Origin of the sequence: Arthrobacter sp. 9V, from assembly GCF_902506065.1 — a bacterium.
In the GTDB taxonomy this organism is placed as follows: domain Bacteria; phylum Actinomycetota; class Actinomycetes; order Actinomycetales; family Micrococcaceae; genus Arthrobacter.
In genome coordinates, this window is record NZ_LR732912.1 from 2,845,408 (window position 1) to 2,869,348 (window position 23,941).

General features: G+C 61.9%; 17 protein-coding genes. 9 read left to right on the forward strand and 8 right to left on the reverse strand.

The annotated features are described in order from the left end of the window. Positions 1–4: 4 nt before the first annotated feature. Together cydB and BACI9J_RS13130 are read right to left on the reverse strand one after the other, a co-directional pair. The gene (gene cydB, locus BACI9J_RS13125) at positions 5–1,084 is read right to left on the reverse strand and encodes a cytochrome d ubiquinol oxidase subunit II (RefSeq protein WP_159736470.1); all 1,080 of its coding nucleotides are present in this window, start codon (positions 1,082–1,084) and stop codon (positions 5–7) included. A 19-nt stretch (positions 1,085–1,103) separates the two neighbouring features. Continuing rightward, on the reverse strand, positions 1,104–2,702 hold the full coding sequence (locus BACI9J_RS13130; protein WP_159734772.1) for a cytochrome ubiquinol oxidase subunit I: 1,599 nt from the start codon (positions 2,700–2,702) through the stop codon (positions 1,104–1,106). A gap of 280 nt (positions 2,703–2,982) precedes the next feature. Between BACI9J_RS13130 and BACI9J_RS13135 the strand changes: the two genes are divergently transcribed. The 3 genes from BACI9J_RS13135 (at position 2,983) to BACI9J_RS13145 (ending at position 5,751) form a co-directional block, all read left to right on the forward strand. Then, a complete protein-coding gene (locus BACI9J_RS13135) occupies positions 2,983–3,369 on the forward strand; it encodes a BlaI/MecI/CopY family transcriptional regulator (protein ID WP_011774471.1) in 387 nt (128 codons plus the stop codon). A 5-nt stretch (positions 3,370–3,374) separates the two neighbouring features. After that, positions 3,375–4,427 (forward strand): M56 family metallopeptidase, encoded by a 1,053-nt coding sequence (locus BACI9J_RS13140; protein WP_159734773.1) that lies wholly within the window; start codon positions 3,375–3,377, stop codon positions 4,425–4,427. A gap of 115 nt (positions 4,428–4,542) precedes the next feature. Further along, positions 4,543–5,751, forward strand: coding sequence for an MFS transporter (locus BACI9J_RS13145; RefSeq protein WP_159734774.1), 1,209 nt, complete (start codon positions 4,543–4,545; stop codon positions 5,749–5,751). On the opposite strand, the gene BACI9J_RS13150 is transcribed toward BACI9J_RS13145, so the two are convergent. Continuing rightward, a complete protein-coding gene (locus BACI9J_RS13150; protein WP_159734775.1) occupies positions 5,748–7,856 on the reverse strand; it encodes a DNA gyrase/topoisomerase IV subunit B in 2,109 nt (702 codons plus the stop codon). The genes BACI9J_RS13145 and BACI9J_RS13150 overlap by 4 nt on opposite strands. A gap of 253 nt (positions 7,857–8,109) precedes the next feature. Between BACI9J_RS13150 and BACI9J_RS13155 the strand changes: the two genes are divergently transcribed. Next, positions 8,110–8,331, forward strand: a complete 222-nt coding sequence (locus tag BACI9J_RS13155) for a DUF7455 domain-containing protein (RefSeq protein ID WP_018778705.1) — start codon at positions 8,110–8,112, stop codon at positions 8,329–8,331. Between the two features lie 197 nt (positions 8,332–8,528). Here BACI9J_RS13155 and BACI9J_RS13160 read toward each other — a convergent pair whose 3' ends face one another. From BACI9J_RS13160 to BACI9J_RS13175, 4 genes are all read right to left on the reverse strand, one after another. Beyond that, entirely contained in the window at positions 8,529–9,842 is a 1,314-nt protein-coding gene (locus tag BACI9J_RS13160; protein ID WP_141281934.1) for an RNA polymerase sigma factor, read from the reverse strand. Positions 9,843–10,088: 246 nt separating this feature from the next. Continuing rightward, positions 10,089–11,348: a DUF4192 domain-containing protein gene (locus BACI9J_RS13165; protein ID WP_159734776.1), complete on the reverse strand. Its 1,260-nt coding sequence runs from the start codon at positions 11,346–11,348 to the stop codon at positions 10,089–10,091. Between the two features lie 90 nt (positions 11,349–11,438). Then, the gene (locus tag BACI9J_RS13170; RefSeq protein WP_159734777.1) at positions 11,439–12,794 is read right to left on the reverse strand and encodes an MFS transporter; all 1,356 of its coding nucleotides are present in this window, start codon (positions 12,792–12,794) and stop codon (positions 11,439–11,441) included. Positions 12,795–12,829: 35 nt separating this feature from the next. Further along, positions 12,830–13,768, reverse strand: coding sequence for a proteasome assembly chaperone family protein (locus tag BACI9J_RS13175; RefSeq protein WP_159734778.1), 939 nt, complete (start codon positions 13,766–13,768; stop codon positions 12,830–12,832). Between the two features lie 306 nt (positions 13,769–14,074). Between BACI9J_RS13175 and BACI9J_RS13180 the strand changes: the two genes are divergently transcribed. From BACI9J_RS13180 to BACI9J_RS13200, 5 genes are all read left to right on the forward strand, one after another. Beyond that, on the forward strand, positions 14,075–15,598 hold the full coding sequence (locus BACI9J_RS13180) for a leucyl aminopeptidase (RefSeq protein ID WP_159734779.1): 1,524 nt from the start codon (positions 14,075–14,077) through the stop codon (positions 15,596–15,598). 292 nt (positions 15,599–15,890) lie between these two features. Beyond that, positions 15,891–17,273 carry a dihydrolipoyl dehydrogenase gene (gene lpdA / locus BACI9J_RS13185; protein WP_159734780.1) on the forward strand — a complete coding sequence of 461 codons (1,383 nt, stop codon included), beginning with the start codon at positions 15,891–15,893 and terminating at the stop codon, positions 17,271–17,273. 111 nt (positions 17,274–17,384) lie between these two features. Next, the gene (gene sucB / locus BACI9J_RS13190; RefSeq protein WP_159734781.1) at positions 17,385–19,151 is read left to right on the forward strand and encodes a 2-oxoglutarate dehydrogenase, E2 component, dihydrolipoamide succinyltransferase; all 1,767 of its coding nucleotides are present in this window, start codon (positions 17,385–17,387) and stop codon (positions 19,149–19,151) included. A 177-nt stretch (positions 19,152–19,328) separates the two neighbouring features. After that, positions 19,329–19,682 carry a hypothetical protein gene (locus BACI9J_RS13195; RefSeq protein ID WP_159734782.1) on the forward strand — a complete coding sequence of 118 codons (354 nt, stop codon included), beginning with the start codon at positions 19,329–19,331 and terminating at the stop codon, positions 19,680–19,682. 138 nt (positions 19,683–19,820) lie between these two features. Further along, positions 19,821–20,249, forward strand: coding sequence for an OsmC family protein (locus tag BACI9J_RS13200; RefSeq protein WP_024820504.1), 429 nt, complete (start codon positions 19,821–19,823; stop codon positions 20,247–20,249). Between the two features lie 97 nt (positions 20,250–20,346). Here the strand turns inward: BACI9J_RS13200 and BACI9J_RS13205 are convergent, their stop codons facing one another. Then, a complete protein-coding gene (locus BACI9J_RS13205) occupies positions 20,347–23,892 on the reverse strand; it encodes a S41 family peptidase (protein WP_159734783.1) in 3,546 nt (1,181 codons plus the stop codon). Positions 23,893–23,941: the final 49 nt, after the last annotated feature.

The window sequence follows — 23,941 nt, forward strand, 5'->3', positions numbered from 1 at the left end:
GTGACTATTCTCCGGGTCGGGTTGTGGCCGGGGTGTTGTCCTTGGGATTCATCACCTTGGCGGCAATGGCGGGCAGGAATCCGTGGGCCTCGGGGATGTGGGCTGCACTGACACGCCGCCGGAACACCCAGTACGTCCATGACTGGTAGGCAATCACGAGTGGCAACCCAACGGCTGCGACGATGCTCATGAGGCCCAGGGTGTAATCGGAGGACGAGGCATTGGATATGGTCAGGTTGAAGGCGGGGTCAATGGTGGAGGGGATGACCACAGGGAACGCGGCACCAAAGATAGAGGCGGTGGCGCAGAGAATGAAGGCTCCCAGGGCACTGAAGGCACGCCCTTCGGATCCTGTTCGAGCCAGCCGCCAGGCGAGGACTACCGCGACTACTGCTGCCGCTACCAACGCCCAGGTCCAGGCCTTGCCGCTCAAGAACTGGACGGCCACCATCCAGCCGAACATCGGCAGCACCGCAAAGGGCACCAGTCGGATAAACCAGCGGCGGGCCCGGTGCCGCACGTCCCCGTCGGTCTTCAGCGCAAGGTATGCCAGGGCGTGCACCAGCGCGAACGCCACCACACCGAAACCGCCCAGGAGTGCATAACCGCTGAACCAGGACATGGGGCCGCCGACGCGGTCGCCGTTCTCATTCAGGGGCAGTCCCGTGGTGGTGAGCGCCAGCGCGGCACCGATGCCGAAGGCAGCTACGAAGGACCCGACGGCGATCGCCCAGTCCCAGCGGTTGCGCCAGCGCCCGGAGTCCACCTTGCCGCGATATTCGAAGGCGACGGCCCTGAAGATCAGGGCAGCCAGGACTGCCAAAAGCGGGAGGTAAAGGCTGGAGAACAGCGAGGCGTACCAGAGGGGGAAGGCCGCGAAAGTGGCACCGGCCGCGGTGAGCAGCCACACTTCATTGCCATCCCATACGGGGCCGATGGTGTTCAGCAGTACACGGCGGTCAGTGTTGTTGCGGGCGAATAGTTTCATGAGCATGCCCACCCCGAGGTCAAAACCCTCCAGGAAGAGATAACCGGTCCACAACACTGCGATGGCCACGAACCAGATGGTTGGCAACAGTTCCATTGTCATTACCCCTTGGCTTCTAGTAGGCGAATGCCAGGACGTCGTCGCCGGACTTGCCCGGTCCTGCGTCGTCGTCGTTCTTGTGGTGGTGGTCGTTTGTGTCCTGTGCATGCGCCAGTTCCGGCATCGCCGAGGCAACGCCACCACGGATGTACTTGACCAAGAGCTTTACTTCCACCACCAACAGCACGGCATAGATGGCGGTAAGGACCACCAGCGAGGTCATCAGCTCACCTGCGCTGACGCCCGGCGACACCGCGGCGGCAGTGAACATGAACACTTGGTCGATTCCGTTCATGTCCGGATTGGGGGCCACCACGAACGGCTGCCTGCCCATTTCGGTAAAGATCCACCCGGCGGCGTTGGCACCGAACGGTGCAAGGATTCCGAAAACGGCCAGACGCATGAGCCACTTCGATTCCGGGACTACGCCCTTGCGGGTCACCCACAAGGCGAGCAGGGCTGCGAACGCGGCAATGCCGCCGAAGCCGATCATCATGCGGAAGCCCCAGTAGGTGACTTCCATGACGGGGACGTACTGGATTTCCTGTCCTGCGCGCTCACCGTAGAGCGGGTTGTCCGGGAGGTGCGTGCCGTACTTTTCCTTGTACTCGCCCAGAAGGCTGTTCACACCCTTGACCTCGGTGGTGAAATCACCCTTGGCCAGGAAGGAGAGGATGCCGGGCACTTCAATGACGGCCACGATGTCTTCACAGTTGGTGGCACCGAGGTTGCCCACGCTCAGGACCGAGAAGCCCGTGCCGTCGTGGCAGGCAGCTTCTGCGGCTGCCATCTTCATGGGCTGCTGCTCAAACATGAGCTTGCCCTGCAAGTCACCGGTGAGGGCAGTTCCTGCGAAAGAAATCATGGCCACAACTGCACCGATTCGCAATGACGTCATCCACACGGTGTAATCGGTCTTGTCACGGCCCGGGATTGCGGCTTCGCCCGGGATCAGCTTGCCATCCTTGCCCACAACGTCAATGCCGTCGTGGCGCCGACGCCAGAGGTGGTACCAGGCGATGCCCAGGAGGAAGGCCCCGGCTACAGCCAGCGCACCGAACAAGGTGTGGGGCACCGCAACCAGCGCCGTGTTGTTGGTGAACACAGCCCAGGCATCAGTCATCACGGGCCGGCCATCCACCATTTCCACGCCCACTGGGTGCTGCATCCAGGAGTTCGCCACAATGATGAAGTAGGCGGAGAAGACCGAACCAATCACGGCGATCCACAAGCAGGCGAGGTGAACACCCCGTTTGAGCTGCTTCCAGCCAAAGATCCACAACCCCAGGAAGGTGGATTCAACGAAGAAGGCCAACAAGGCTTCGAGGGCCAGCGGCGCGCCAAAAACATCTCCGACGAAGCGGCTGTACTCGCTCCATGCCATGCCGAACTGGAATTCCTGGACGATACCGGTGGCTACACCCATGATGAAGTTGATGAGGAAGAGCTTTCCCCAGAACTTGGTCATCCGCAGATATTGGGGCTTGCCGGTGCGGTACCAGATGGTCTGGATGATGGCCACAACCAGGCCGAGGCCGATAGTGAGCGGCACCATCATGAAGTGGTAAACGGTGGTGATACCGAATTGCCAGCGTGCGATTTCCAAGGCGTCCATGGCTGTCCTTTGTGCGGTGGACCGAAGTACGATGACCTTACTTCTACGTCGCGTAGAAAACTTCTCTTCTACACAGTGTAGAACAAATGGAAAGCACCGAAGCCCATTCTTCAAGTGGCGTAACCCACGCGCAAGGGCCTGGAGTCCATTGCGGCGCGCCGATCTTTCTACCTCACGTAGAATGAAGGTCTGAAAAGCGGTAGATTTATTACGGAATGTTGGATCGTCGCTTCCGGCTGCAGGCACGCTGCACCGGAAAGCGGAAGGTAGGGACGTATAGATGGCAAGTCTTGGGGAACTGGAACGGGCAGTGATGGATCTGCTCTGGGCAGGCCAGGAGGCTGCAACTGCCAACACACTGCGCGATCTTTTGGCGCAGGATTCCGAGGCCGGCGACGGCACCGCGGGTCATCAAGGCAAGGACCTGGCAGTAACCACGGTCCTTACGGTGCTCTCACGCCTGGAAAAGAAGGGCCTTGTTGAGCGCGAACGCGGAACGCGGCCCCACCGCTACCAAGCAGTTTCCAGCCGCGCTGACCACACCGCTGAGCTCATGCACGAAGTCCTGGGCTCCGCTCCGGACCGCGAGGCCGTCCTTGCCCGCTTCATTGGTTCGGTCACTGAAAGTGAAGCCGCTACCCTGCGCAAACTGCTCGGCTACAATTAGCCACTATGTTCTGGACCTCATACCTGCTTGCGGTCCTGGCATTGATTCTGGCGTGGCCGGTACCCGTGCTGTTGTCGCGCGCACAATGGCCGGCACGGTCACCTTTCACCGCCATGGTCCTGTGGCAGGCGATCGCCCTTGCCGGTGGTTTGTCCATGATCGGGGCCATGCTCGTCTACGGACTGGAACCGATCGGGGATAACCTGATCGCAGGGCTGAAGAGCTTGGCCGGGATGGTCTTCAACAACGAACCCACCACGGAGCTTGGCTTCTGGCATCTTTTTGCCCTCTCCGCGGCAGCGCTGCTGACTGCGCACCTGGTCTTCACCCTGCTGCTGACCTATTACAAAATTGAGCGCCAACGGCGACGCCACCGCGAACTGCTGGCCCTTTTGGCATCACCGTCAGACGACGGTCCCGGCACCGTGGTGATCAACCACGACTCTCCCGTGGCCTATTGCCTGCCCGGTGGCGCACGGTCCGTCACGGTACTTTCCGATGGCCTCATGGCAGCACTGGAGCCGGCCGAACTCAGGGCGGTCCTCATCCACGAGAACGCTCACCTTTCCCAGCGCCACGATCTCCTGCTCTGGGCCTTCGCGGCGTGGCGGCAGGCGCTGCCCTGGTTCCCCACCACGCGCCTTGCCCAGACGGCCGTGAACTCATTGATCGAAATGCTGGCCGACGACGTCGCACTCCGCACAGAGAGCAAAGGCACCCTGATCAAGGCGATCGCCATTGTTGCCAGCGGCAGCTCCCAGCCCGCCCTGGGCGGGCAAGTTCCGCGCGGGCAGGTTTCCCACGGGCAGGCCTTCAGCGGGAGCCAGGAACTGGCCGGCGGCCAGGGACTCAGCGTTGGGGGCGCCGTCGTGGAGGGCAATGCCGTCAGCGCTACCGGCGGTGCCGATTCACCGCGCACGACGGCGTCACGCGTCAGCCGCTTGCTCTCACCCAAGCCGCCACTGCCCAAGCCGGTACGCGTGATGGTCCTCCTTGCCTCGGCCCTGCTGCTTGCCGTGCCGACGGCACTGTTGATCGTTCCAGGACTGCTGGGCTGATCGGCCGCCTGCGCAACCGCCATTATTCGGGCAACGTCGCATCACCACCGACTCCCTCCACGCGGCTACCCTATGCCGGGAGGGCTGCGCGGGAACCTGCACTACATTCAGAGGTGTGAACGCCTCAGAAGCACTTCCTCCTTCCGTTATTGCCAGCCAGCGTTGGCCTCTCTACGCCGCGGGCTTTACCACTGCCTTTGGCGCCCACGCTGTCGCCGCGGGGTTGGGCGCCGAAAGCGCGGACATCGGACTGAGCTTGCTGGGCCTGGGTATTCTGCTGGCCCTCTACGACGTCGCGGAAGTGTTTCTCAAACCGGTCTTCGGTGCCCTTAGCGATCGCATTGGGCCCAAACCGGTGATCGTGGGCGGGCTGCTGGCATTCTCCCTCGCTTCCCTCATTGGGCTATGGGCAGACCAGCCTGCCATGCTCGCCGCCGCACGCTTAGGGCAAGGGATGGCGGCCTCCGCGTTTTCACCGGCCTCATCAGCCAGCGTGGCCCGGCTCGCCGGAGGCAAGACCGGACACTACTTTGGACGATACGGCTCATGGAAAGGACTCGGCTACGCCATTGGACCATTGTTGGGTGCCTTGGCAATCATCATGGGTGGATTCGGCCTCCTCTTCGGTGCCCTGGCAGTACTGGGTCTGACAGTGGCTGCGTGGGCACTTGTCTCGGTGCCGCGCCTGAAGCCGCTGCCTCGCCCGCGGTACACGATTGTGGACGTGTGGCGCCAGAGCACCGAGCGATCGTTCCTTGGACCTACTCTTGTACTGGCCGCCGCCACAGGAGCGCTCGGGGCGGCCGTAGGGTTCCTCCCTGCCCTGGCAGCAGGGGAAGGATTGGGGACCGGTGGGAGCGTCGCCGTTGTCACAGTCCTTGCAGTTGCATCCGCGCTGATACAGCCCCGTGTAGGCCGGCTCCGCGATCTCGGAAGACTCCCCGACAGGCCAGGCATGGTAGTAGGCCTGCTCGCGATATCGGCGGGAACCCTGATTGCGGGCCTGCTTCCCGGGGCGGCGTGGATCTACTGCGCGGCCGTGCTCATCGGCATGGGGATCGGCGTTTCCACGCCTCTCGCTTTCGCGCACCTGGCAGATGCCACGCCGGCCGAACGCCTCGGCAGGACCATGGGTTCAGCTGAACTGGGCCGGGAACTCGGCGACGCCGGCGGGCCGCTGCTGGTGGGCGGCGTTGCGGTAGCCGCCGGGTTGCCCTGGGGTCTGGGAGCGTTGGCCGTGGTGGTGGGCGCCGCAGCGTTCGCAGCTCCGTCCCGCGCACCATCGGCCCCTGAAGATGCCAAGGTGCCGCCCACCCCGAGCTAAGCGTCGATGCGTTCCCTGTCCAGGGTGGCAGCGCCTGCAATGATGAATTCCTTGCGGGGTGCAACGTCGGAGCCCATCAGGAGGTCGAAGACTTCCTCGGCGCGCTGGGCACTTTCGATGCCCACCTTCCGGAGCGTCCTGTGCCGTGGGTCCATGGTGGTCTCGGCCAATTGCTGCGCATCCATCTCACCCAATCCCTTGTACCGCTGAATGGGCTCCTTGTAGCGCTTGCCTTCCTTGGCAAGATTGGACAGAAGCACGTGGAGCTCAGCCTCGGAGTAGGTGTAGATCATCTCATTGGCTTTTTGGCCGGGGTTGATAACCTCCACACGGTGCAGAGGAGGGACAGCGGCAAATACGCGGCCAGCCTCAACCATGGGCCTCATGTAACGGAAGAAAAGAGTCAGCAGCAGGGTCCGGATGTGAGCGCCGTCAACGTCTGCATCGGTCATCAGGATGACTTTGCCGTACCGGGCAATGTCAAGGTCGAAGCTTCGGCCCGAGCCGGCGCCAACAACCTGGATCAATGCAGCGCATTCGGCGTTGGACAACATATCGCCAACGGACGCCTTCTGGACGTTCAGGATCTTTCCCCGGATGGGCAGCAGTGCCTGGAAGTCAGAAGACCGCGCAAGCTTTGCAGTACCCAGAGCGGAGTCGCCCTCTACGATGAACAGTTCGGAGCGCGCCACGTCGTCAGTGCGGCAATCAGCAAGCTTGGTGGGCATCGATGATGTTTCAAGGGCGTTCTTACGGCGCTGGGTTTCCTTATGCACGCGGGCTGAGATGCGCGACTTCATCTCGGCAACCATCTTCTCCAGAAGGAGCGAAGACTGGGCTTTGTCGTTGCGGTTGGCCGAATTCAGCCTCGCCGATATTTCCTTCTCAACCACCTTGGCAACAATGGCCCGGACCGCCGAGGTGCCCAGGATTTCCTTGGTCTGCCCCTCGAATTGGGGTTCTGCAAGGCGAACGGTCAGGACAGCTGTCAGCCCGGCGAGGATATCGTCCTTCTCGATCTTGTCGTTCCCGGCTTTCAGCTTGCGGGCATTCGTCTCCACGGCTTTGCGGAAAGTCTTCAGCAGGGCGGCTTCAAAACCGGACTGGTGTGTTCCACCCTTGGGTGTGGCGATGATGTTGACGAAGCTGCGCATGGTGGTCTCATAACCAATGCCCCAGCGCAGGGCTATGTCCACCTCACAGTCACGTTCAACTTCCGCAATCTGACTGTGCCCGTTGTCATCGAGGACGGGGACGGTTTCCTTGAACTTTCCGGATCCGTGAAGCCGCCAAACGTCCGTCACTCCGGAATCAGCCGCGAGGAATTCAACAAATTCGGAGATGCCGCCGTCGTGGTGGAAGATCTCTTCATGAACACCGGACTCCCCCGGCGTGCCAGGGAGCTTGCGCTCGTCACGCACGGTGATCTTCAGGCCGGGCACAAGGAAGGACGTTTGACGCGCCCTCGACGCAAGATCGTCGTAGGAGAATTTGGCGTCCGGGGTGAAAATCTGACGGTCCGCCCAGTAACGCACGCGGGTACCCGTGACACCACGCTTGGCTTTACCCACAACATCGAGCACAGACTTCTCAACGAACGGCTCAAAAGGTGAGTTGGGGCTTGGCTTTGCCCCGGAATCCACGAAACGGCCAGGCTCTCCCCGGCGGAAGGACATCTGGTACGTCTTGCTGCCCCGGTCCACTTGGACGTCCAGGCGGCTGGACAAGGCGTTCACCACAGAGGCACCCACACCGTGCAAACCACCCGAGGCAGTGTAGGAACCACCGCCGAACTTACCTCCGGCGTGCAGTTTGGTGAAGACAACCTCGACGCCGGAAAGGCCGGTCTTGGGTTCGACGTCCACGGGGATACCACGCCCATCGTCGTGGATTTCCACGGAATTGTCCGCGTGCAGGATGACCTTGATGTCATGGCCGAAGCCTGCCAGGGCCTCATCCACCGCGTTGTCGATGATTTCCCAGAGGCAGTGCATGAGACCGCGGGAGTCCGTGGAGCCGATGTACATGCCCGGGCGCTTTCGAACAGCTTCCAGGCCCTCAAGGACAGACAGGTGCCGGGCGTTGTATTCAGAACTCGGTGCCACTCGCGGTGTGCTCCTTCAGGGTATATCTCAGGGTACTTCCAGCCGTGTTTGGCTGGTAATTCAGGGCAAACACTGCCCGTACCAGCCTAGCCGGGGATGGCATGAAGGACTGTCTGCCACTCCAGCGCGGGCGATGCCTTCCCCGTTACGTTACGCACATGTGATACGCGGACAGCGAAAGTGACCCATCCTTGCCATGGATCTGCGTCGAATGCTGGTTATATGGATGTACAGAACTACTAAGGAGGCCGACATGACAACAGCAGTTGCAGACCGCACGCTGAACGCAGCTGATCGCTGTGACCGTTGCGGAGCCCAAGCGTACGTCCGGGTTGTACTCGAGTCCTCCGGCGGTGAGCTGCTCTTCTGCGGTCACCACGCGCGTGCAGTTGAAGCTACGCTTCGGCCCATGACTTCCGACTGGCACGATGAAACCGAGCGCCTCAATGAGAAGGCTCCCGTACCCGTCGACTAGGCAGTCCGGCTATCCGGAAACCCTTTTTGATCAGACCACAAGGCTCCTCCCATCCGGGAGGGGCCTTGTTGCGTTTAACGGTTGCGCCTAACGGCCCGCGCTCAAGAAAACCCGGAGGGTCGCACTCAAGAAAAAAGTGGCCCAACCGGATGACCGGCCGGGCCACTTCACTTCTGACTCTGCAGGTTCAGTCTTGTTTAGTCCAGGTAGTCCCGCAGGACCTGCGAGCGGGACGGGTGCCGCAGCTTGGACATGGTCTTGCTTTCGATCTGGCGGATGCGCTCACGCGTAACGCCGTAGACCTTGCCGATTTCGTCTAAAGTCTTCGGCTGGCCATCAGTCAGACCGAAGCGCATCGCAACAACTCCGGCCTCGCGCTCGGACAGTGTGTCCAACACAGAGTGCAGCTGCTCCTGCAAAAGCGTGAAGCTGACGGCGTCGGCGGGGACTACGGCTTCCGAGTCCTCAATGAGGTCTCCGAATTCCGAGTCGCCGTCCTCACCCAAGGGGGTGTGCAGTGAAATCGGCTCGCGACCATACTTCTGGACCTCAACAACCTTCTCAGGCGTCATGTCCAGTTCCAGCGCCAACTCTTCAGGAGTAGGTTCACGGCCGAGGTCCTGAAGCATTTGCCGCTGTACGCGGGCCAGCTTGTTGATGACTTCCACCATGTGCACCGGGATACGGATGGTGCGGGCCTGGTCTGCCATGGCGCGGGTAATCGCCTGGCGGATCCACCATGTTGCGTACGTGGAGAACTTGAAGCCCTTGGTGTAGTCGAACTTCTCCACAGCACGAATAAGGCCCAGGTTGCCTTCCTGAATCAGGTCCAGGAAGAGCATGCCACGGCCGGTGTAACGCTTGGCCAGGGAAACGACGAGGCGCAGGTTGGCCTCGAGCAGGTGGTTCTTGGCGCGCTTGCCGTCATGGATGACGAATTCAAGTTCACGCTTGAGCTTGGGATCCATGGATCCGTCGTCGGCGTTGATCTTTTCCTCGGCAAAGAGGCCTGCCTCAATCCGAAGGGCAAGATCAACTTCCTGCTCCGCATTCAGCAGAGCAACCTTGCCGATCTGCTTGAGGTAGTCCTTGACGGGGTCGGCCGTAGCACCGGCCGACATGACCTGCTGGACAGGTGCGTCGTCGTCGTCGGCATCCGAGTAAACGAATCCCGAGCCGGAGGGCGCAGCCTTGTCCTTGGTGGCCGCGGCGCCGTCCTCGACGTCGTCATCTCCGACTTCGACTTCCTCGGCAGCTGCGGGATCAAAGTCTTCATCCTCGCCGCTGGAGTCCTCGGCGTCGGAGCCTGAGGTCTTGTTCGCGGCTTCAGCGGCGGCCTTCGCACCGGGCTTGGGTCCACGCTTCTTGGGTGCCGGCTTGTCAGAGTCGCCCTCTGAGGCCTTGTTGGCAGCACGTGTCGCTGCGCGCTTTGCCGATGTTGCCGCCTTCTTTTCCTCAGCGGACAATTCGGCCTGGGCGGCGGGTTCCTTCTCGACGGAAGACGGGGTCACAGAAAACCTTTCTAGCGGCGGTCTGTGGAATCACCATACGGGCAACACCACTATGACCCTGTCAAGTCCGCGATCAATTTCAAATGCGATCGCCGTCTGCAGAGTCTCTATAGAGAACTCTCGACGACTCTGTATTGTTCCCGGTGAAGGGGCCAATTCAGGCATTCAAACGCGGACCCAACCGGGTCTCGGCATCCATTGTCTCACGGTTTTGCGAAACCCACGCCGGATGAAGCTACAAACCCTCTACACAACAGAGTCCCGGGACCCGCGCCACGCAGTGCTTGAATTACGCGCCCAGGGGCAAATGGTCCCGCGCCCCAGGAGATCCATGAGCAACCCGGCGAGTCGATAGCCTGGCTGGGCGGCCTCTGCCTCGCTGAGGCACGCATGGGCAATGGACCCGCGCCCCTTGCACCAGGCAATCCAGCCCTGCAGGGTCAGTCCCGCTGCCGGCACGACGCCGGCTTCGCCGTCGACGCATAGCCCAGCCAGCACCTCCTCTAGTGCATTGAGGGTGTTCCAGGAAGGCTTTTCCGGTCGCATTCCAAGCAAGACGTCGCCATAGGTGAAGGCGTCTCCATCGGTATTTCGTTCAGGTAATACCTTGGCAGCGCGAACTCCCGGGCCCTCTACTCCCAGTTCTTGAAGATCGAACGGCGTGTCGCCGTCGTCGTCTTTGTCCAGAAAGAATCCGAACCCTGCGGCCCCGAACTTGGCAGAGTCCAGGCCTGCTGCAGCCATGACCACCACGGCGTCCCGCCACGCAGGAACCCTGAGGGTTGCTCTGAGGAAGCCCATGACTTGTGCATCTGCGCCTGGCTGCAGGGGATCGCCCGCTTCTACCCGATCCAGCACGTGGTGCCACACCGCAAGGATGGAGTCCAGGCAGCGTTCACTCCGCCACTTACCGAGGATCTGCTTGCCGTAGCGCGACTCAGCAGCCAGCACCAAAGGGTCAACCGCCCTTGGACTTGGCAGCCGCCGTTTTTCAAGCCCGCTCCTGGGCGAAGGGCCAATGGAGCTCCCCCGGTACACCAGTTCTGCGCTGACTCTGCTGTTCTTGATGCGATCAACCGGCAATCCCGGCACCGGGCAACACTGAAGGTCTGTGCAGTAGGCACTTCGCCAGTACTCGGAGCCAACCAGCCATGCGTCGCGAACCGATAAGTCCACCTCATCAAGACTCAGCTGCAGGGCTTGGAGCAACGGGACGGCCTGCCGGACCACGTTGCCGTCTTCCCACCCGGAGTCGCTGTAGACCGCGAGCACCACCCCGTTGGCGTCCTCATCGGCAATCAGGAAACTGCGGATATGGTTTGCAAAATGTGCGTACGCCTCCAATGAACCCAGGTTTGGCAGGTCCACGCGCAGCGTAGCTCCAAGGACTTTGCCTTGCATGGTGATTGCCACCAGGCTGTCCTCGGGCCAATAACCCAACATGTGGGGAATGTAGCCAAGAATATCTTCGGGTTGGTGAATGCTGAGCGTCGTATTGGAAGTCATGGTTCCACCCTGCTCAACTCCGGCCGGAGGAAACAGAGACCATCATGCCTATGTGGAAAAGCGGCGCGGCAAATCCAGCGGCGGGCGGTGTTATTCCTCGCCGGCAGACCCGGCCCGTGCCGCGCGTCGTCGCTCGATACGTTCCCGGCGCTGCCTTGCAAGGGCGGACAGCAGCGGCTGCACGTGGATACCCTGATTCGCCATCTGGCGGCGCACCTTCCGCCGCGTTACAAGGATGAGTACGGTTCCAAGGGCCAGCAGCAGGAACTGCACGCTGAGGGCAATACGGAATGGTGCGAGGCCATAGAGATCACCTCCGGAGAAGCCACTGGCGTACAGGACGTCCAGCACCAAGCCGATGAGGTAGATCGCGACGAGCGCCGCGACGAAGCCGCCGACGTTGACAATACCGGTGGCCGTGCCGATTCGGTGTGAGGGATTGAATGTCCTGGCGAAGTCGAAGCCGATCATGGACCCGGGCCCGCCCACGGCCAGCACCACCACCAAAATCACCAGGAGCCACAAGGGGGCACGCTCGGGAAGGATGAGCACCGCAGCCCAAGCCAAGGCTGTGGCCAACGCAATCAACAGCACCATGGCGGATCTTCGCATGGGATGTTTGGAAACGAATCGCCCGAAGCCGGGCCCGGCAACAATTGCGGTTGCCACGAAAAGGGCCATGAGGCCGGAGACGGTTCCGGCATCGAGTCCCTGGGCAGACAACAGGAAGGGGTACCCCCAGGTCATCGCAAAAAGATTCCCGCTGAATTGAACGGTGAAATGGCTCCATAGCCCCAGCCGGGTTCCGGGTTGTTTCCAGGCACGGGACAACGAGATGCCGGTGGCTCGCAGGCCCTGGCCGGTTTCCCGCGGCGGGTGCCCCGGCGGGGCATCGCGGAGCACTGCCAGGACGAGGACCACGGCCAACACGGACATCGCCGCCAGAGTCAGGAAGGCTGGCGTCCAACCGGCCGTGTGAAGAAGCAGCGCGAACGGAACAACACTGAAGAGTTGGCCAAGTTGGCCACACATGCCGGTCAGCTGGGTGACCAGCGGCACCTTGGCAGGAGCGAACCACAAAGGGACCAGGCGGATCACCGAGATGAAGGTCATCGCATCGCCGGCGCCCACCAGGACCCGGCCCAGGACACCTCCGGGGACACTGTCCGCAAAAGCCAATTGCAACTGCCCCAGACCCATCAGCACGGCACCGCCGGCAATCATGGCCCGGGAACCAAATCTGTCCACCAGGACGCCCACGGGGATCTGCAAACCTGCGTAGACCAGCAATTGGAGCACGGTGAAGAAAGAGATGGCCGAGGCGCTGGCATGAAATCTGTCAGTGGCCTCCAGACCTGCCACACCGAAGGAGGTCCGCTGCGCCACCGCCACCAGGTAGGCGAATACGCCGATCGTCCAGATGAGCCAGGAGCGGGAAGCATTCACCCCCTAATTATGCCTGCCGCCCACTCAAAGCAGATTTATTGAGGCGAGTCTTTACGCGCCAAATAGGCCTCGACCGCGGCCCCGATGTCTTCTGCGTTGGGCAGTTCATCATTCTCATCAGCCAACAGCGAGCGGCGGACGATACCTTCTGATTTCTCGTCGTACCGCGTCTCAAGATTTGTCACTACTGCCTGGACTTCCTCGGAAGCCTGGATCTGCTCGGCAATCTGCCGGCCTACTTCGCGTCCGGCTTCACGAAGCCTGTCCGTTGGCAGCATGAGCGACGTTGCGGCCCCCAGGTATTCCAAACCGGCTACAGCGGCAGGCGGGTACTCCGCTTCAGAGAGGTAATGCGGGACATGGATGACGTATCCGGCAACGTTGCGTTCGGCTTCGGTGAGGCGGAGTTCAAGAATGTGTCCAATGGCGGCGGGAACGTCAACGGTGGGCTTCCAACTCGAAATTCCCTCAATGAGCTCGGGCATATTGCCGTGGACCGTGACGCCCACAGGCCTGGTGTGCGGCACGGGCATGGGAATGGAATGGATCCAGGTCACCAAGTTGACGTCGAGTTCTTCCACGATTCCAACCACCGCCCGCGAGAAGCGCTCCCACTGGAGGTCCGGCTCGAAGCCGGCCAAAAGCAGAAACGGCTGGCCGAGGCCGTCATTGAGCTTGTACAAGCCCAGCTTTGGCGCCTGGTAGTCCTGAAGATGGTCCTCCACGAAGCTGATGTGAGGCCGCCTGGAACGGTAGTCAATGAGTTGGTCGGCATCGAACATGGCCACCACCTCCGCGCCGAGTTCGTCCAACAGTTCCGCGTTGATCTGCCGGACTACGTGACCGGCATCGGCAAAGCCCGTGAATCCCATGACCATGTTCAACCCGCGAAGCTCAGGGCTGTGGAACGTCTCTATGTTTCGCGCATACAGCGATTCGGGGTCCAGGAGGGAGCCGGATATCCGTTCAAACACGGCGTGTTCCTTTCGCAATGACAAAGTCAGGTAGATCCCGCACCAACATTCGGCTGCGGAGCGGTATTAATTCTTACAACGCCGCACGGCCAAGGGTCATTCCTGCCGCTGGTGTGCCGCAGCTCTCATTAATTGCCGTCCTCAGCGCTCAGAGAGACTACGATCGAAACTGGTCCTCGTCCTTTTGCGATGCCGGACCAGAAGACCAAGGCCGCCGTCGCCGGACGACGTCGGGCGCGTATCGGGGCAGGCCGCCAAACATGCGGCCCCGCCATGCAATGCAGAGAGAAGTGAGGACACATCCTCGTGGTCAAGACTACTGACATCATCCTGGGCATCATCGCCAAGGACCTGAAAAAGTCCCCCAGCGACGCACTTGTGATTGGCGTTGCGCAAGGTACGGATGGGCCGGTTCTGCTGTCCAATCCGTTGAGCGCGAAGGCCGCCGAATCCCTTGCAGGGTCGCTGAAGCTCTTGGGAATCACCGGCGCTGCCGATCAAGCCCACCGGCTCCCGGGCTTGCCCGAGACAGGCTCAGGGATTCTTGTCCTTGCAGGAGTGGGAAAGCTTCCTGATGACCGAAACCTGGGCGAAGAAGCCCTGCGGCGCGCTGCGGGGTCCGCCGTGCGCCAGCTGGCCGGTACACCTTCGGTTACTTTGGCCTTCCCGACGGCGACCCTCGCCGATGTCGCGGCTGTTGCCGAAGGCGCCGCATTGGGCGCCTATTCCTATACAGAGTTCCGTTCCAGCAAGGACGGGCTGAAGGCACCTGTGGCAAAGGCGCTGATTTTCTCCGATGTGGATGCCAGGTCTGCCCAGCCTGCCCTGGACCGCGCCATCGTGCTGGCTCGAGCCGTCAACTCAACCCGCACACTGGTCAACCAACCGCCGAGCCACCTGTACCCCGAGTCCTTCGCCGAGTCCGCCAAGGAACTGGCCAAAGGCCTTCCGGTCAAGATCACCGTCTGGGATGAAAAGCGCCTGGAAAAAGAAGGCTTTGGAGGTATCCTCGGCGTCGGCAAGGGCTCTACCCGCCAGCCGCGCCTGGTCAAAGTCGAATACGCCCCCGCCAAGGCCACAAAGAAGATTGCCCTCGTCGGCAAGGGCATCACGTTCGACACCGGCGGTATTTCCATCAAACCGGCCCTCGGCATGGGTGATATGAAGAGCGACATGGCCGGCGCCGCCGTCGTACTTAACACTGTCTTGGCCATCGCCTCCCTCGGTTTGCCCCTCAAGGCGACCGCATGGCTCTGCATTGCAGAGAACATGCCTTCAGGCGCCGCAGCCCGGCCCGCTGACGTATTCACGATCTACGGCGGCAAAACTGTTGAGGTTCTGAACACAGACGCTGAAGGGCGTCTGGTGATGGCCGACGGCATCGTCGCGGCCAGCTTGGAGAAGCCGGATGCGATCATCGACGTCGCAACACTGACAGGTGCTCAGCTGATCGCCCTTGGTTTGCGCACTGCCGGCATCATGGGGTCAGACTCCGTCACCGCTGCGTTGAAGTCAGCCGCTGACAGGGCAGGCGAACTTGTCTGGCCCATGCCTTTGCCCGAAGAACTCCGTCCCAGCCTGGATTCACAAGTGGCGGACCTGGCCAACATTGGTGAGCGTAACGGCGGCATGATGACCGCAGCGGTCTTCCTCCGCGAATTCGTGGGCAAAGACGACGCCGGGCAGCAGATCCCGTGGGCCCACGTGGACATCGCCGGGCCGTCGTTCAACAACGGCGCTCCGTATGGATACACGCCCAAGCAGGGTACCGGATGCACCGTCCGAACCTTGGTTGCCTACGCCGAGGACCTCCTGGCCGCCTCTGCCTAGCACGTCCTGCCTTCCGGGGCTGCCCGGGCTGCCTGCCGGATCTCCGGCGGCCGCCCGTGCAACCCCGGAATTATGCGGGGTGTAGCGCTGTGTCACAAGTGAACGTGAGTCTGGACACAAGCGCTCCCCAAAACGCCCGCAGAGGGTGGAGCATGGGTAGGTGGTTCGCTAAGGTGAACTCGATAGTCACAAATGCAAGAGAACTTAGGTGCTGGCATAATCACGGCAGAACAAGTTCCAAAGACCAGATGACACCAGTCCCGTGTCATCATTCACGCGAGGGAGCGTTTTAGTGGCCGATCAGGCAACTGCGCAAGAATTCGACATCCTGGTACTCGGTGGCGGCAGCGGCGGCTACGCCACTGCCCTGCGGGCCGTTCAGCTTGGGTTCACCGTTGGCCTTGTGGAAAAGGCAAAGCTCGGCGGAACCTGCCTGCACAACGGTTGCATTCCCACCAAGGCACTCCTGCACTCGGCCGAATTGGCTGACCATGCACGCGATTCCGCCAAGTACGGCGTGAACGTCACGCTCGACAGCATCGACATGTCGGCCGTGAACGCTTACAAGGACGGCATCATCGCCGGAAAGTTCAAGGGCCTCCAGGGACTTATCAAGTCCAAGGGCATCACCGTCATTGAGGGTGAAGGCAAGCTTCAGGGCAACAACACCGTCGTCGTGAACGGCACCTCCTACACGGGCAAGAACATCGTTCTGGCCACGGGTTCCTACTCCCGGTCCCTGCCCGGCCTGGAAATCGGCGGCAAGGTCATCACCTCCGACCAAGCCCTCACCATGGACTACATCCCCAAGAGCGCCATTGTCCTGGGCGGCGGCGTCATCGGTGTCGAGTTCGCTTCCGTCTGGAAGTCCTTCGGCGTGGACGTCACCATCATCGAAGGCCTCCCCTCGCTGGTCCCCAACGAGGACGCCGCGATCGTGAAGAACCTTGAGCGTGCATTCAAGAAGCGCGGCATCAAGTTCACCACCGGTATCTTCTTCCAGGGCGTTGAGCAGAACGACGACGGCGTCAAGGTCACCTTGGTTGATGGCCAGACCTTCGAAGCCGACCTCCTGCTCGTTGCAGTTGGCCGTGGTCCAGTGACCGCCAACCTTGGCTACGAAGAAGCCGGTATCACCATCGACCGCGGCTTCGTCATCACCAACGAGCGCCTCCACACCGGCGTCGGCAACATCTACGCCGTTGGCGACATCGTCCCCGGCGTCCAGCTTGCACACCGCGGCTACCAGCAGGGCATCTTTGTCGCAGAGGAAATCGCCGGCCTGAACCCGGCAATCGTCGAGGACATCAACATCCCCAAGGTCACCTACTGCGAGCCTGAAATCGCCACGGTGGGCTACACCGAAAAGGCCGCCAAGGAGAAGTTCGGCGACGACCAGGTGCAGACCCAGGAATACAACCTGGCCGGCAACGGCAAGAGCTCAATCCTGGGCACCGGTGGCATCGTCAAGCTTGTCCGCCAGAAGGATGGCCCCGTGGTGGGCATCCACATGATCGGCTCCCGCATGGGCGAGCAGATCGGTGAAGCCCAGCTGATCGTGAACTGGGAAGCCTACCCGGAGGACGTGGCCCAGCTGGTACACGCCCACCCCACCCAGAACGAAAGCCTGGGCGAAGCCCACCTTGCCCTCGCGGGCAAGGCTCTCCACGGCTAAGTCTTACCAAGACCCACGGGTCAGGTGCGTGTGGCGGAATATGCCGCATGCACCTGACCCGGACCAGCAGAATTCATCCGCACAAAGATCAATAAGGAGAACGGGGACGACATGTCTGAATCCGTTAACTTGCCCGCCCTCGGTGAGAGTGTCACCGAAGGAACCGTCACCCGCTGGCTCAAGCAGGTTGGTGACCGGGTGGAGATCGACGAGCCGTTGCTCGAGGTTTCAACCGACAAAGTAGACACTGAAATCCCTTCTCCGATCTCTGGCGTCATCGAAGAAATCCTCGTCGCTGAAGACGAGACGGCCGAAGTAGGCGCCCCCTTGGTCCGTATCGGCGACGGCTCCGGCTCAGCCGCTCCGGCACCTGAAGCCGCACCGGCTGAGGAAGCACCCGCTGCCCCTGCCGAGCAAACTGCACCCGCAGAGGCTGCTGCTGCGCCTGCAGCTGAAGAAGCGCCTGCCCCTGAGGCCCCCGCTGCTTCCGGCGGCGAAGGCCATGAAGTAACTCTCCCTGCACTGGGCGAAAGCGTCACCGAAGGTACTGTCACCCGCTGGCTCAAGGCCGTAGGCGACACCGTTGAGGTTGACGAGCCGCTCCTGGAGGTGTCCACTGACAAGGTTGACACCGAGATTCCTTCCCCGGTAGCGGGCACGCTGCAGGAAATCCGTGTCAGCGAGGACGAGACCGCTGAGGTTGGCTCCGTTCTGGCCGTCATCGGTTCCGGTGCAGCAGCCCCGGCAGCCGCCCCTGCTCCCGCAGCCGAGGCACCCGCAGCAGCTCCTGCCGCTCCGGCACCTGCAGCAGCTCCTGCACCCGCAGCCGCTCCGGCACCCGTAGCCGCTCCGGCACCCGCAGCTGCTCCCGCTCCCGCAGCGGCCGCTCCTGCACCTTCCGCTGCACCGGCCCCCGCTGCTCCCGCAGCAGAAGGTTCTTCGGAATCCGGTTACGTAACTCCCCTGGTTCGCAAGCTTGCCAACCAGCACGGCGTGGACATCGCCTCGGTTTCCGGCACGGGCGTCGGTGGCCGCATCCGCAAGCAGGACGTCCTGGCCGCCGCTGAAGCCAAGCAGGCAGCCGCAGCCCCCGCTGCAGCTGCTCCGGCGGCTGCTCCGGCTGCCAAGGCCGCAGCCCCGGTAGTGGCGTCCTCGCTGCGAGGCACCACCGAGAAGGCCCCGCGTATCCGTCAGGTCATTGCCCGCCGTATGCGTGAGTCCCTTGAGGTCTCCACTCAGCTGACCCAGGTGCACGAGGTCGACATGACCAAGATCGCCAAGCTCCGCCTCAAGGCCAAGAACTCGTTCCAGGCCCAGAACGGCGTCAAGCTCACCTTCCTGCCGTTCATCGCCAAGGCGGTGGCCGAGGCTCTCAAGCAGCACCCGAAGCTGAACGCCGCGTACGACGAATCCAAGCAGGAAATCACGTACCACAACGCCGAGCACCTGGCGATCGCAGTGGACACTGACAAGGGCCTTCTGGTTCCCGTCATTTCCGACGCCGGCAACCTGAACCTTGCTGGCCTGGCCAGCAAGATCGCCGACGTCGCAGGCCGTACCCGCGATGGCAAGATCGGCCCGGACGAGCTTTCCGGCGGCACCTTCAGCATCACCAACATCGGTTCCGTTGGTGCACTGTTTGACACCCCCATCATTAACCAGCCTCAGGTAGGCATTCTCGGAACCGGTGCGATCGTCAAGCGGGCCGTTGTGGTTGCCGACGAGAACGGCGACGACTCGATCGCCATCCGCTCCATGATGTACCTGTCGCTGACGTACGATCACCGTCTGGTGGATGGTGCGGACGCAGGCCGCTTCCTGCAGACTCTCAAGGCCCGCCTTGAAGAGGGCGCTTTCGAAGCAGACCTCGGTCTCTAGGACCAAACGCCACTAAGTACCACTGCATCAGCACAAGGGCAGGCTACCGAAACCGGTAGCCTGCCCTTTCTGCTGTGTATGCCGATTGCTCTGACTATCCGCCCGCTTCATCGGCTCCTGGCTCGCGTCCGCGTGGCTTTGCTACAGGACGTAGAACCAACTGGATAAGCTGAGGTCATGAGTATTCTCTTCAACATCCTGGTGTTCTTGCACATCGTCGGCGCAGCCATGATTGTGGGCTACTGGATCGCCACGCTCAAGACGCCTACTGTCCACCCGCGCCAGCGCGACGGCGCCTTCCTTCAGCTCCTCACAGGCATTGCCATGATGGGCGTGCTTCCCCTGCTGCCGGACGCAGATCCCAACTACTTCAAACTCGGCGTCAAATTCGCCATTGCAGTGGCGGTAGCTGTTCTCGCCGTTATCGGCTCGCGCAAGGTTAAGAACGGCGAGCCGGTTTCCACCGGGCTGGCCCACAGCGTAGGTGGCCTGGCATTGATCAACATCGCCATTGCCACCCTCTGGAACTAGTTCCCGGCCCCGCTGTGGGGGTCACAATCCACCATCAGCGGAATAGCCGTGCGGTCCGGGAAGCAAATCCATAGGATTGATCCCGGTGGCACCTGCCGAAGGCTGGTTGCCGACTCACAACGACCCCAAGGAGTGGACATGGCAGCAACACGCACCGCACACACGGTTTGGAACGGCAACCTGATCGAGGGCGCCGGCAACACAACGCTGGACAGCTCGGGACTGGGCACGTTCGATGTCACCTGGAAGGCCCGCACTGAGCAGTCCGGTGGCAAGACAAGCCCTGAAGAACTGATCGCCGCTGCCCACTCCGCGTGCTTCTCCATGGCGTTCAGCCACGCCCTTGCAGGCGAAGGATTCACCGCGGAAGAAGTCAACACCAAGGCAGACGTCACGTTTGTTCCCGGCACCGGTATCACCGGCAGCCACTTGACCATGACGGCCAAGGTCCCCGGTCTCTCCGAGGAAGACTTCCGCCGTATCTCCGAAGACGCCAAGACCGGCTGCCCGGTTTCCGGCGCATTGGCCAGCATCGAAATCACTTTGGATGCCACCCTCGCCGCATAGCATCACACGGGGTTGAACACCGCAGCCCTGAAAGTAAGCAAGAGCCCCGCCACTTCCTCAGGGAAGTGGCGGGGCTCTTTCCATGTTTACGCGTGGACTAACCCTTTTTGGGACGCGACGGCAATGGTGCCGGTCGGAGCTTTCGGTAGCCCTCGCGCAGTGGTGGACGGTCTGTGGGCAGTTCCTGGATCATTTCCTTCAGTGCGCCAATCCCATACTCCAACTGCGGATCAGTTCCGGCCGCATACGCGTGCGGCGGAAAGAGTACCTCGATGTCCGGCTCCACGCCCCGGTTTTCGACGTCCCAACCTATCCCGCCGCTGAACCATGTGGCGTATCGGGGCTGCGTGACACCTGTGCCATCAGCAAGTGAGAAGCGGTTATCAATGCCCACAACGCCTCCCCACGTACGCGTACCAATAACGGGACCAATGCCCCTGAGCTTGGAAACCTGGGTGATGATGTCGCCATCGGATCCGGCAAATTCATCGGCGAGGATGATCACCGGACCACGTGGAGCGTGATGTGGGTAGGTCCGGGGCTTTTCACCACGCGGCATACTCCATCCCGTGACCTTGCGTCCGATCAGTTCGGCAACCAGCTGGGATGTGTGTCCACCGCGGTTCCGGCGCACATCCACAATCAGGCCATCCAAGGCCGTCTCGGTGTCCAAATCGCGGTGCAGCTGCGCCCAACCGTTGGCCATCATGTCCGGGACGTGCAGGTAGCCGAACTTTCCGTCCGAGGCCTCGCGGACTGTGCGTCGGTTCGCCCGGACCCAATCCTGGTACCGCAACCGTTCCTCATCACGCACGGGAACTACTGCCACGCGTCGTTGGGCACCGGCAGCGCCACCATGGCCCTCGCCATTCAAGAGGGTCAGTTCAACGGTCCTGCCCGCCGAACCCACCAACTGCATCGCCGGGGTCAGCACCGCTGAAAGCTCGACGCCGTCGATCGCCAGCAGGATGTCGCCCACCTTCGCATCCGCGCCAGGACGGGTCAACGGTGAAGTAGCCAGGGGATCGGAGGACTCGCCTGCCAGGATCCGGGTAATTTCCCAGCCCTTGTCGCCGAGCTGGAACTCCGCACCAAGCCTGCCCTGGCCGTTTCGTCCAGGCTCGGTGACGGGGGCGGGCTTGACGTAGGCGTGCGAGGTGCCCAGCTCGCCGTGGATCTCCCACAGCAGGTCAACCAGGTCATCGTGGGACCCGAGCCTGTCAACAATAGGACGGTAGCGCTTGTACACGGAATCCCAGTCCTGGCCCGCCATGTCGGCAGTCCAGAAGAAGTCCCTCTGCAGCCTCCAGGCTTCGTCGAAAGCCTGCCCCCAAGCAGCCACAGGGTCCATGATGACTCGAACCCGGTTCAGCTCCACCTTTACAAGCTCAGCGGAGTCTTCTTCCACCTTGCTCTCAGCAGGGACAGACGTGACTTGCTTGTCCAGCACGTAAACGATCCGGCTAAGATCGCCAGACAACCGGTAGCTGTCCACTGCCTTGACCAGCGTGGCCTGCTTGCGCTTGGCAAGGTCATATCGGACCAGGGATGGCGGTGTCTTCTTGTCCTGGAGGGTTCCCCGCCCATCGCCCATGACACCGGAAAGTTCGGTGTCAAGCCACAACAGTGCGCCGTCACCCACAGACAGCTGCGAGTAGTTACCTTGGGGTACCGGCACAGCAATGACCCGGTGGGCCAGCCCCTCCGGGTCCACGCGCACGGCAGCAGCGTCACCGGCGTCGGACTTGACGTCGCCTGACTTGGCCGCCGCTGATGTGGCCGCAAACGGCGCGGCGTCCTCAAGCGTGTCCACGGACGGGCCGAACGGCGACGGCGTGTCCGCGGCCAAGGCAACCATGTACGGCTTGATGGGACTTGGGAAGGAGAGGTCGAAGGAATGACCGTCGTAGACGGGGTCGAAACTCCTGTTGGACAGGAATGCCAGGAACTTTCCGTCAGGCGTGAATTGAGGAGACTCGTCACAGAACCGGCCGTCCGTGACGTCGATGATCTCTGCTGCGGGCTCTGCCGGACGGGCAATGCGGAGTTTGCTCCGCGAACCGAAGGACGTTACCGGCTCTGACCAGGCAAGCCACCGGGAGTCACTGGACCACGACAATTGCTCGATGCTGCCCTCGCCGACGCTGACCAGGCGCTCCAGTGTTCCTGCCGAGGTGTCTGCAATGAAGACGTCGCCGAACGAGGTGCCGACAGCAATCCAACGACCATCCGGGCTGGTTTCCAACGCAACCGTCCGGCTAGGGGCCGGGAACTCCAAACGAAGCTCCGCGGAATCTTCGGATGCCACCGCAACTGCAGGTGCAGAGGCACCGCCTGCAGTGTCAGCTGATGGCTCGGTGTTGGCGCTTGCAGCCGAGCCGGCCTGTGCTTGCTCCGCGGGCGCGTCCGCGGAGTGCGTGACTGCCGCAGCGTTTGCCGTTCCCAACACATTGGATGCGGCAACAGGCTTCGGAAGAGGGGCTGATTCTTCTGCAACGGGCGCAGGTTGTTCAGCAATGACCTTGGGAAGTTGCACCACAGCAGCCAGGCGGGCAGCGATGCGCTTGACGTACAACGCCTCCACTCCCCCATGATCGGCGATGTAGGCGATTCGGCCATCTGTGAGTGGCCGGGGAAGCCTTGCGCGTACCCCGGGTGTCGCCTCAACCACCCGCGAAGGTCCGTCCTTGTGACGGAGCCAGTGGATGGTCCCGTGCGCTTCAAGAGCGCTGGCGGTACCGGTGGCGTTGGGGATGACATCACCCAAGTGGGCCGACGTCTTCAGAGGCGCGGGGCGCCGACCCGGAGATGCCGAGCCAAGGGTAACGTCCAATTTAACGGGCTCGGCTTCGGCGTCCAAGGACGGCAACATCCAAAGCTCGCCTGCCGATTCAAAGACCACCCGGTTGCCGTCCGTGCTGGCGTGGCGGACGTAGAAGTCCTCGTGGTCCGTATGCCGGCGCAGCCCGGAACCATCCGGGAGTACCGAATAAAGGTTTCCGTAACCTTCGTGATCCGAAAGGAAGGCGATCCGGCCGCCGATCCACAGGGGGTCGGTCAGGTTTCCGTCGATCTCCTTCACAAGCCGCTCGAACTCACCGTTTCCGTCAGCATCGATCCAGAGCTTCCCGGCCGTGCCGCCCCGGTAGCGCTTCCACCATGCGGGCTCGCGTGAGAGCACACTTGCCAGGACAACAGGTTTCTCGTCACCAATTTCAGGACCGAAGGCAACAGCCTCCACTGGCCCGAAGGGCAGTTCGACGGCGGCGCCACCGTCCAGCGGGAGGCTGTAGGCGTGTGTGTGTCGGCTTTCGGCCTGTTGGAAGGCGCTCGTCACCACAACGTTCCCTGCTGGTGTGAAGCCTTTGACCTTGGTGGTGCTGTGCCCGAAGTAGGTGAGCTGCCTGTACCCGCCGCCGTCAACGTTTGCCGTCACCACCTCCGGTGACGTGCCCACAATTGTGGTCCAGACCAGCCTCTTGCCATCCGGAGTGAACCGCGGGTTCCTGGCCGGCAATTGCTGGGAGGAAACGCGCCAGGCGCGGCCGCCTGAAAGGGGTGCGATCCAGATGTCGTCTTCGGCCACAAAGGTGACCAGATCGCCGTGCACATGCGGGAAACGGAGGTAGCTGGAGGAGGTCATTGTTCGATCATAGTCAAGAGGCACCCCTCAGTTGCGGCATCCACTGCCG

Coding starts and splice junctions, on each gene's coding strand:
- cydB (WP_159736470.1), bottom strand. CDS start 1,084: ATGGAACTGTTGCCAACCATCTGGTTCGTGGCCATCGCAGTGTTGTGG.
- BACI9J_RS13130 (WP_159734772.1), bottom strand. CDS start 2,702: ATGGACGCCTTGGAAATCGCACGCTGGCAATTCGGTATCACCACCGTT.
- BACI9J_RS13135 (WP_011774471.1), top strand. CDS start 2,983: ATGGCAAGTCTTGGGGAACTGGAACGGGCAGTGATGGATCTGCTCTGG.
- BACI9J_RS13140 (WP_159734773.1), top strand. CDS start 3,375: ATGTTCTGGACCTCATACCTGCTTGCGGTCCTGGCATTGATTCTGGCG.
- BACI9J_RS13155 (WP_018778705.1), top strand. CDS start 8,110: ATGACAACAGCAGTTGCAGACCGCACGCTGAACGCAGCTGATCGCTGT.
- BACI9J_RS13165 (WP_159734776.1), bottom strand. CDS start 11,348: ATGACTTCCAATACGACGCTCAGCATTCACCAACCCGAAGATATTCTT.
- sucB (WP_159734781.1), top strand. CDS start 17,385: ATGTCTGAATCCGTTAACTTGCCCGCCCTCGGTGAGAGTGTCACCGAA.
- BACI9J_RS13195 (WP_159734782.1), top strand. CDS start 19,329: ATGAGTATTCTCTTCAACATCCTGGTGTTCTTGCACATCGTCGGCGCA.
- BACI9J_RS13200 (WP_024820504.1), top strand. CDS start 19,821: ATGGCAGCAACACGCACCGCACACACGGTTTGGAACGGCAACCTGATC.
- BACI9J_RS13205 (WP_159734783.1), bottom strand. CDS start 23,892: ATGACCTCCTCCAGCTACCTCCGTTTCCCGCATGTGCACGGCGATCTG.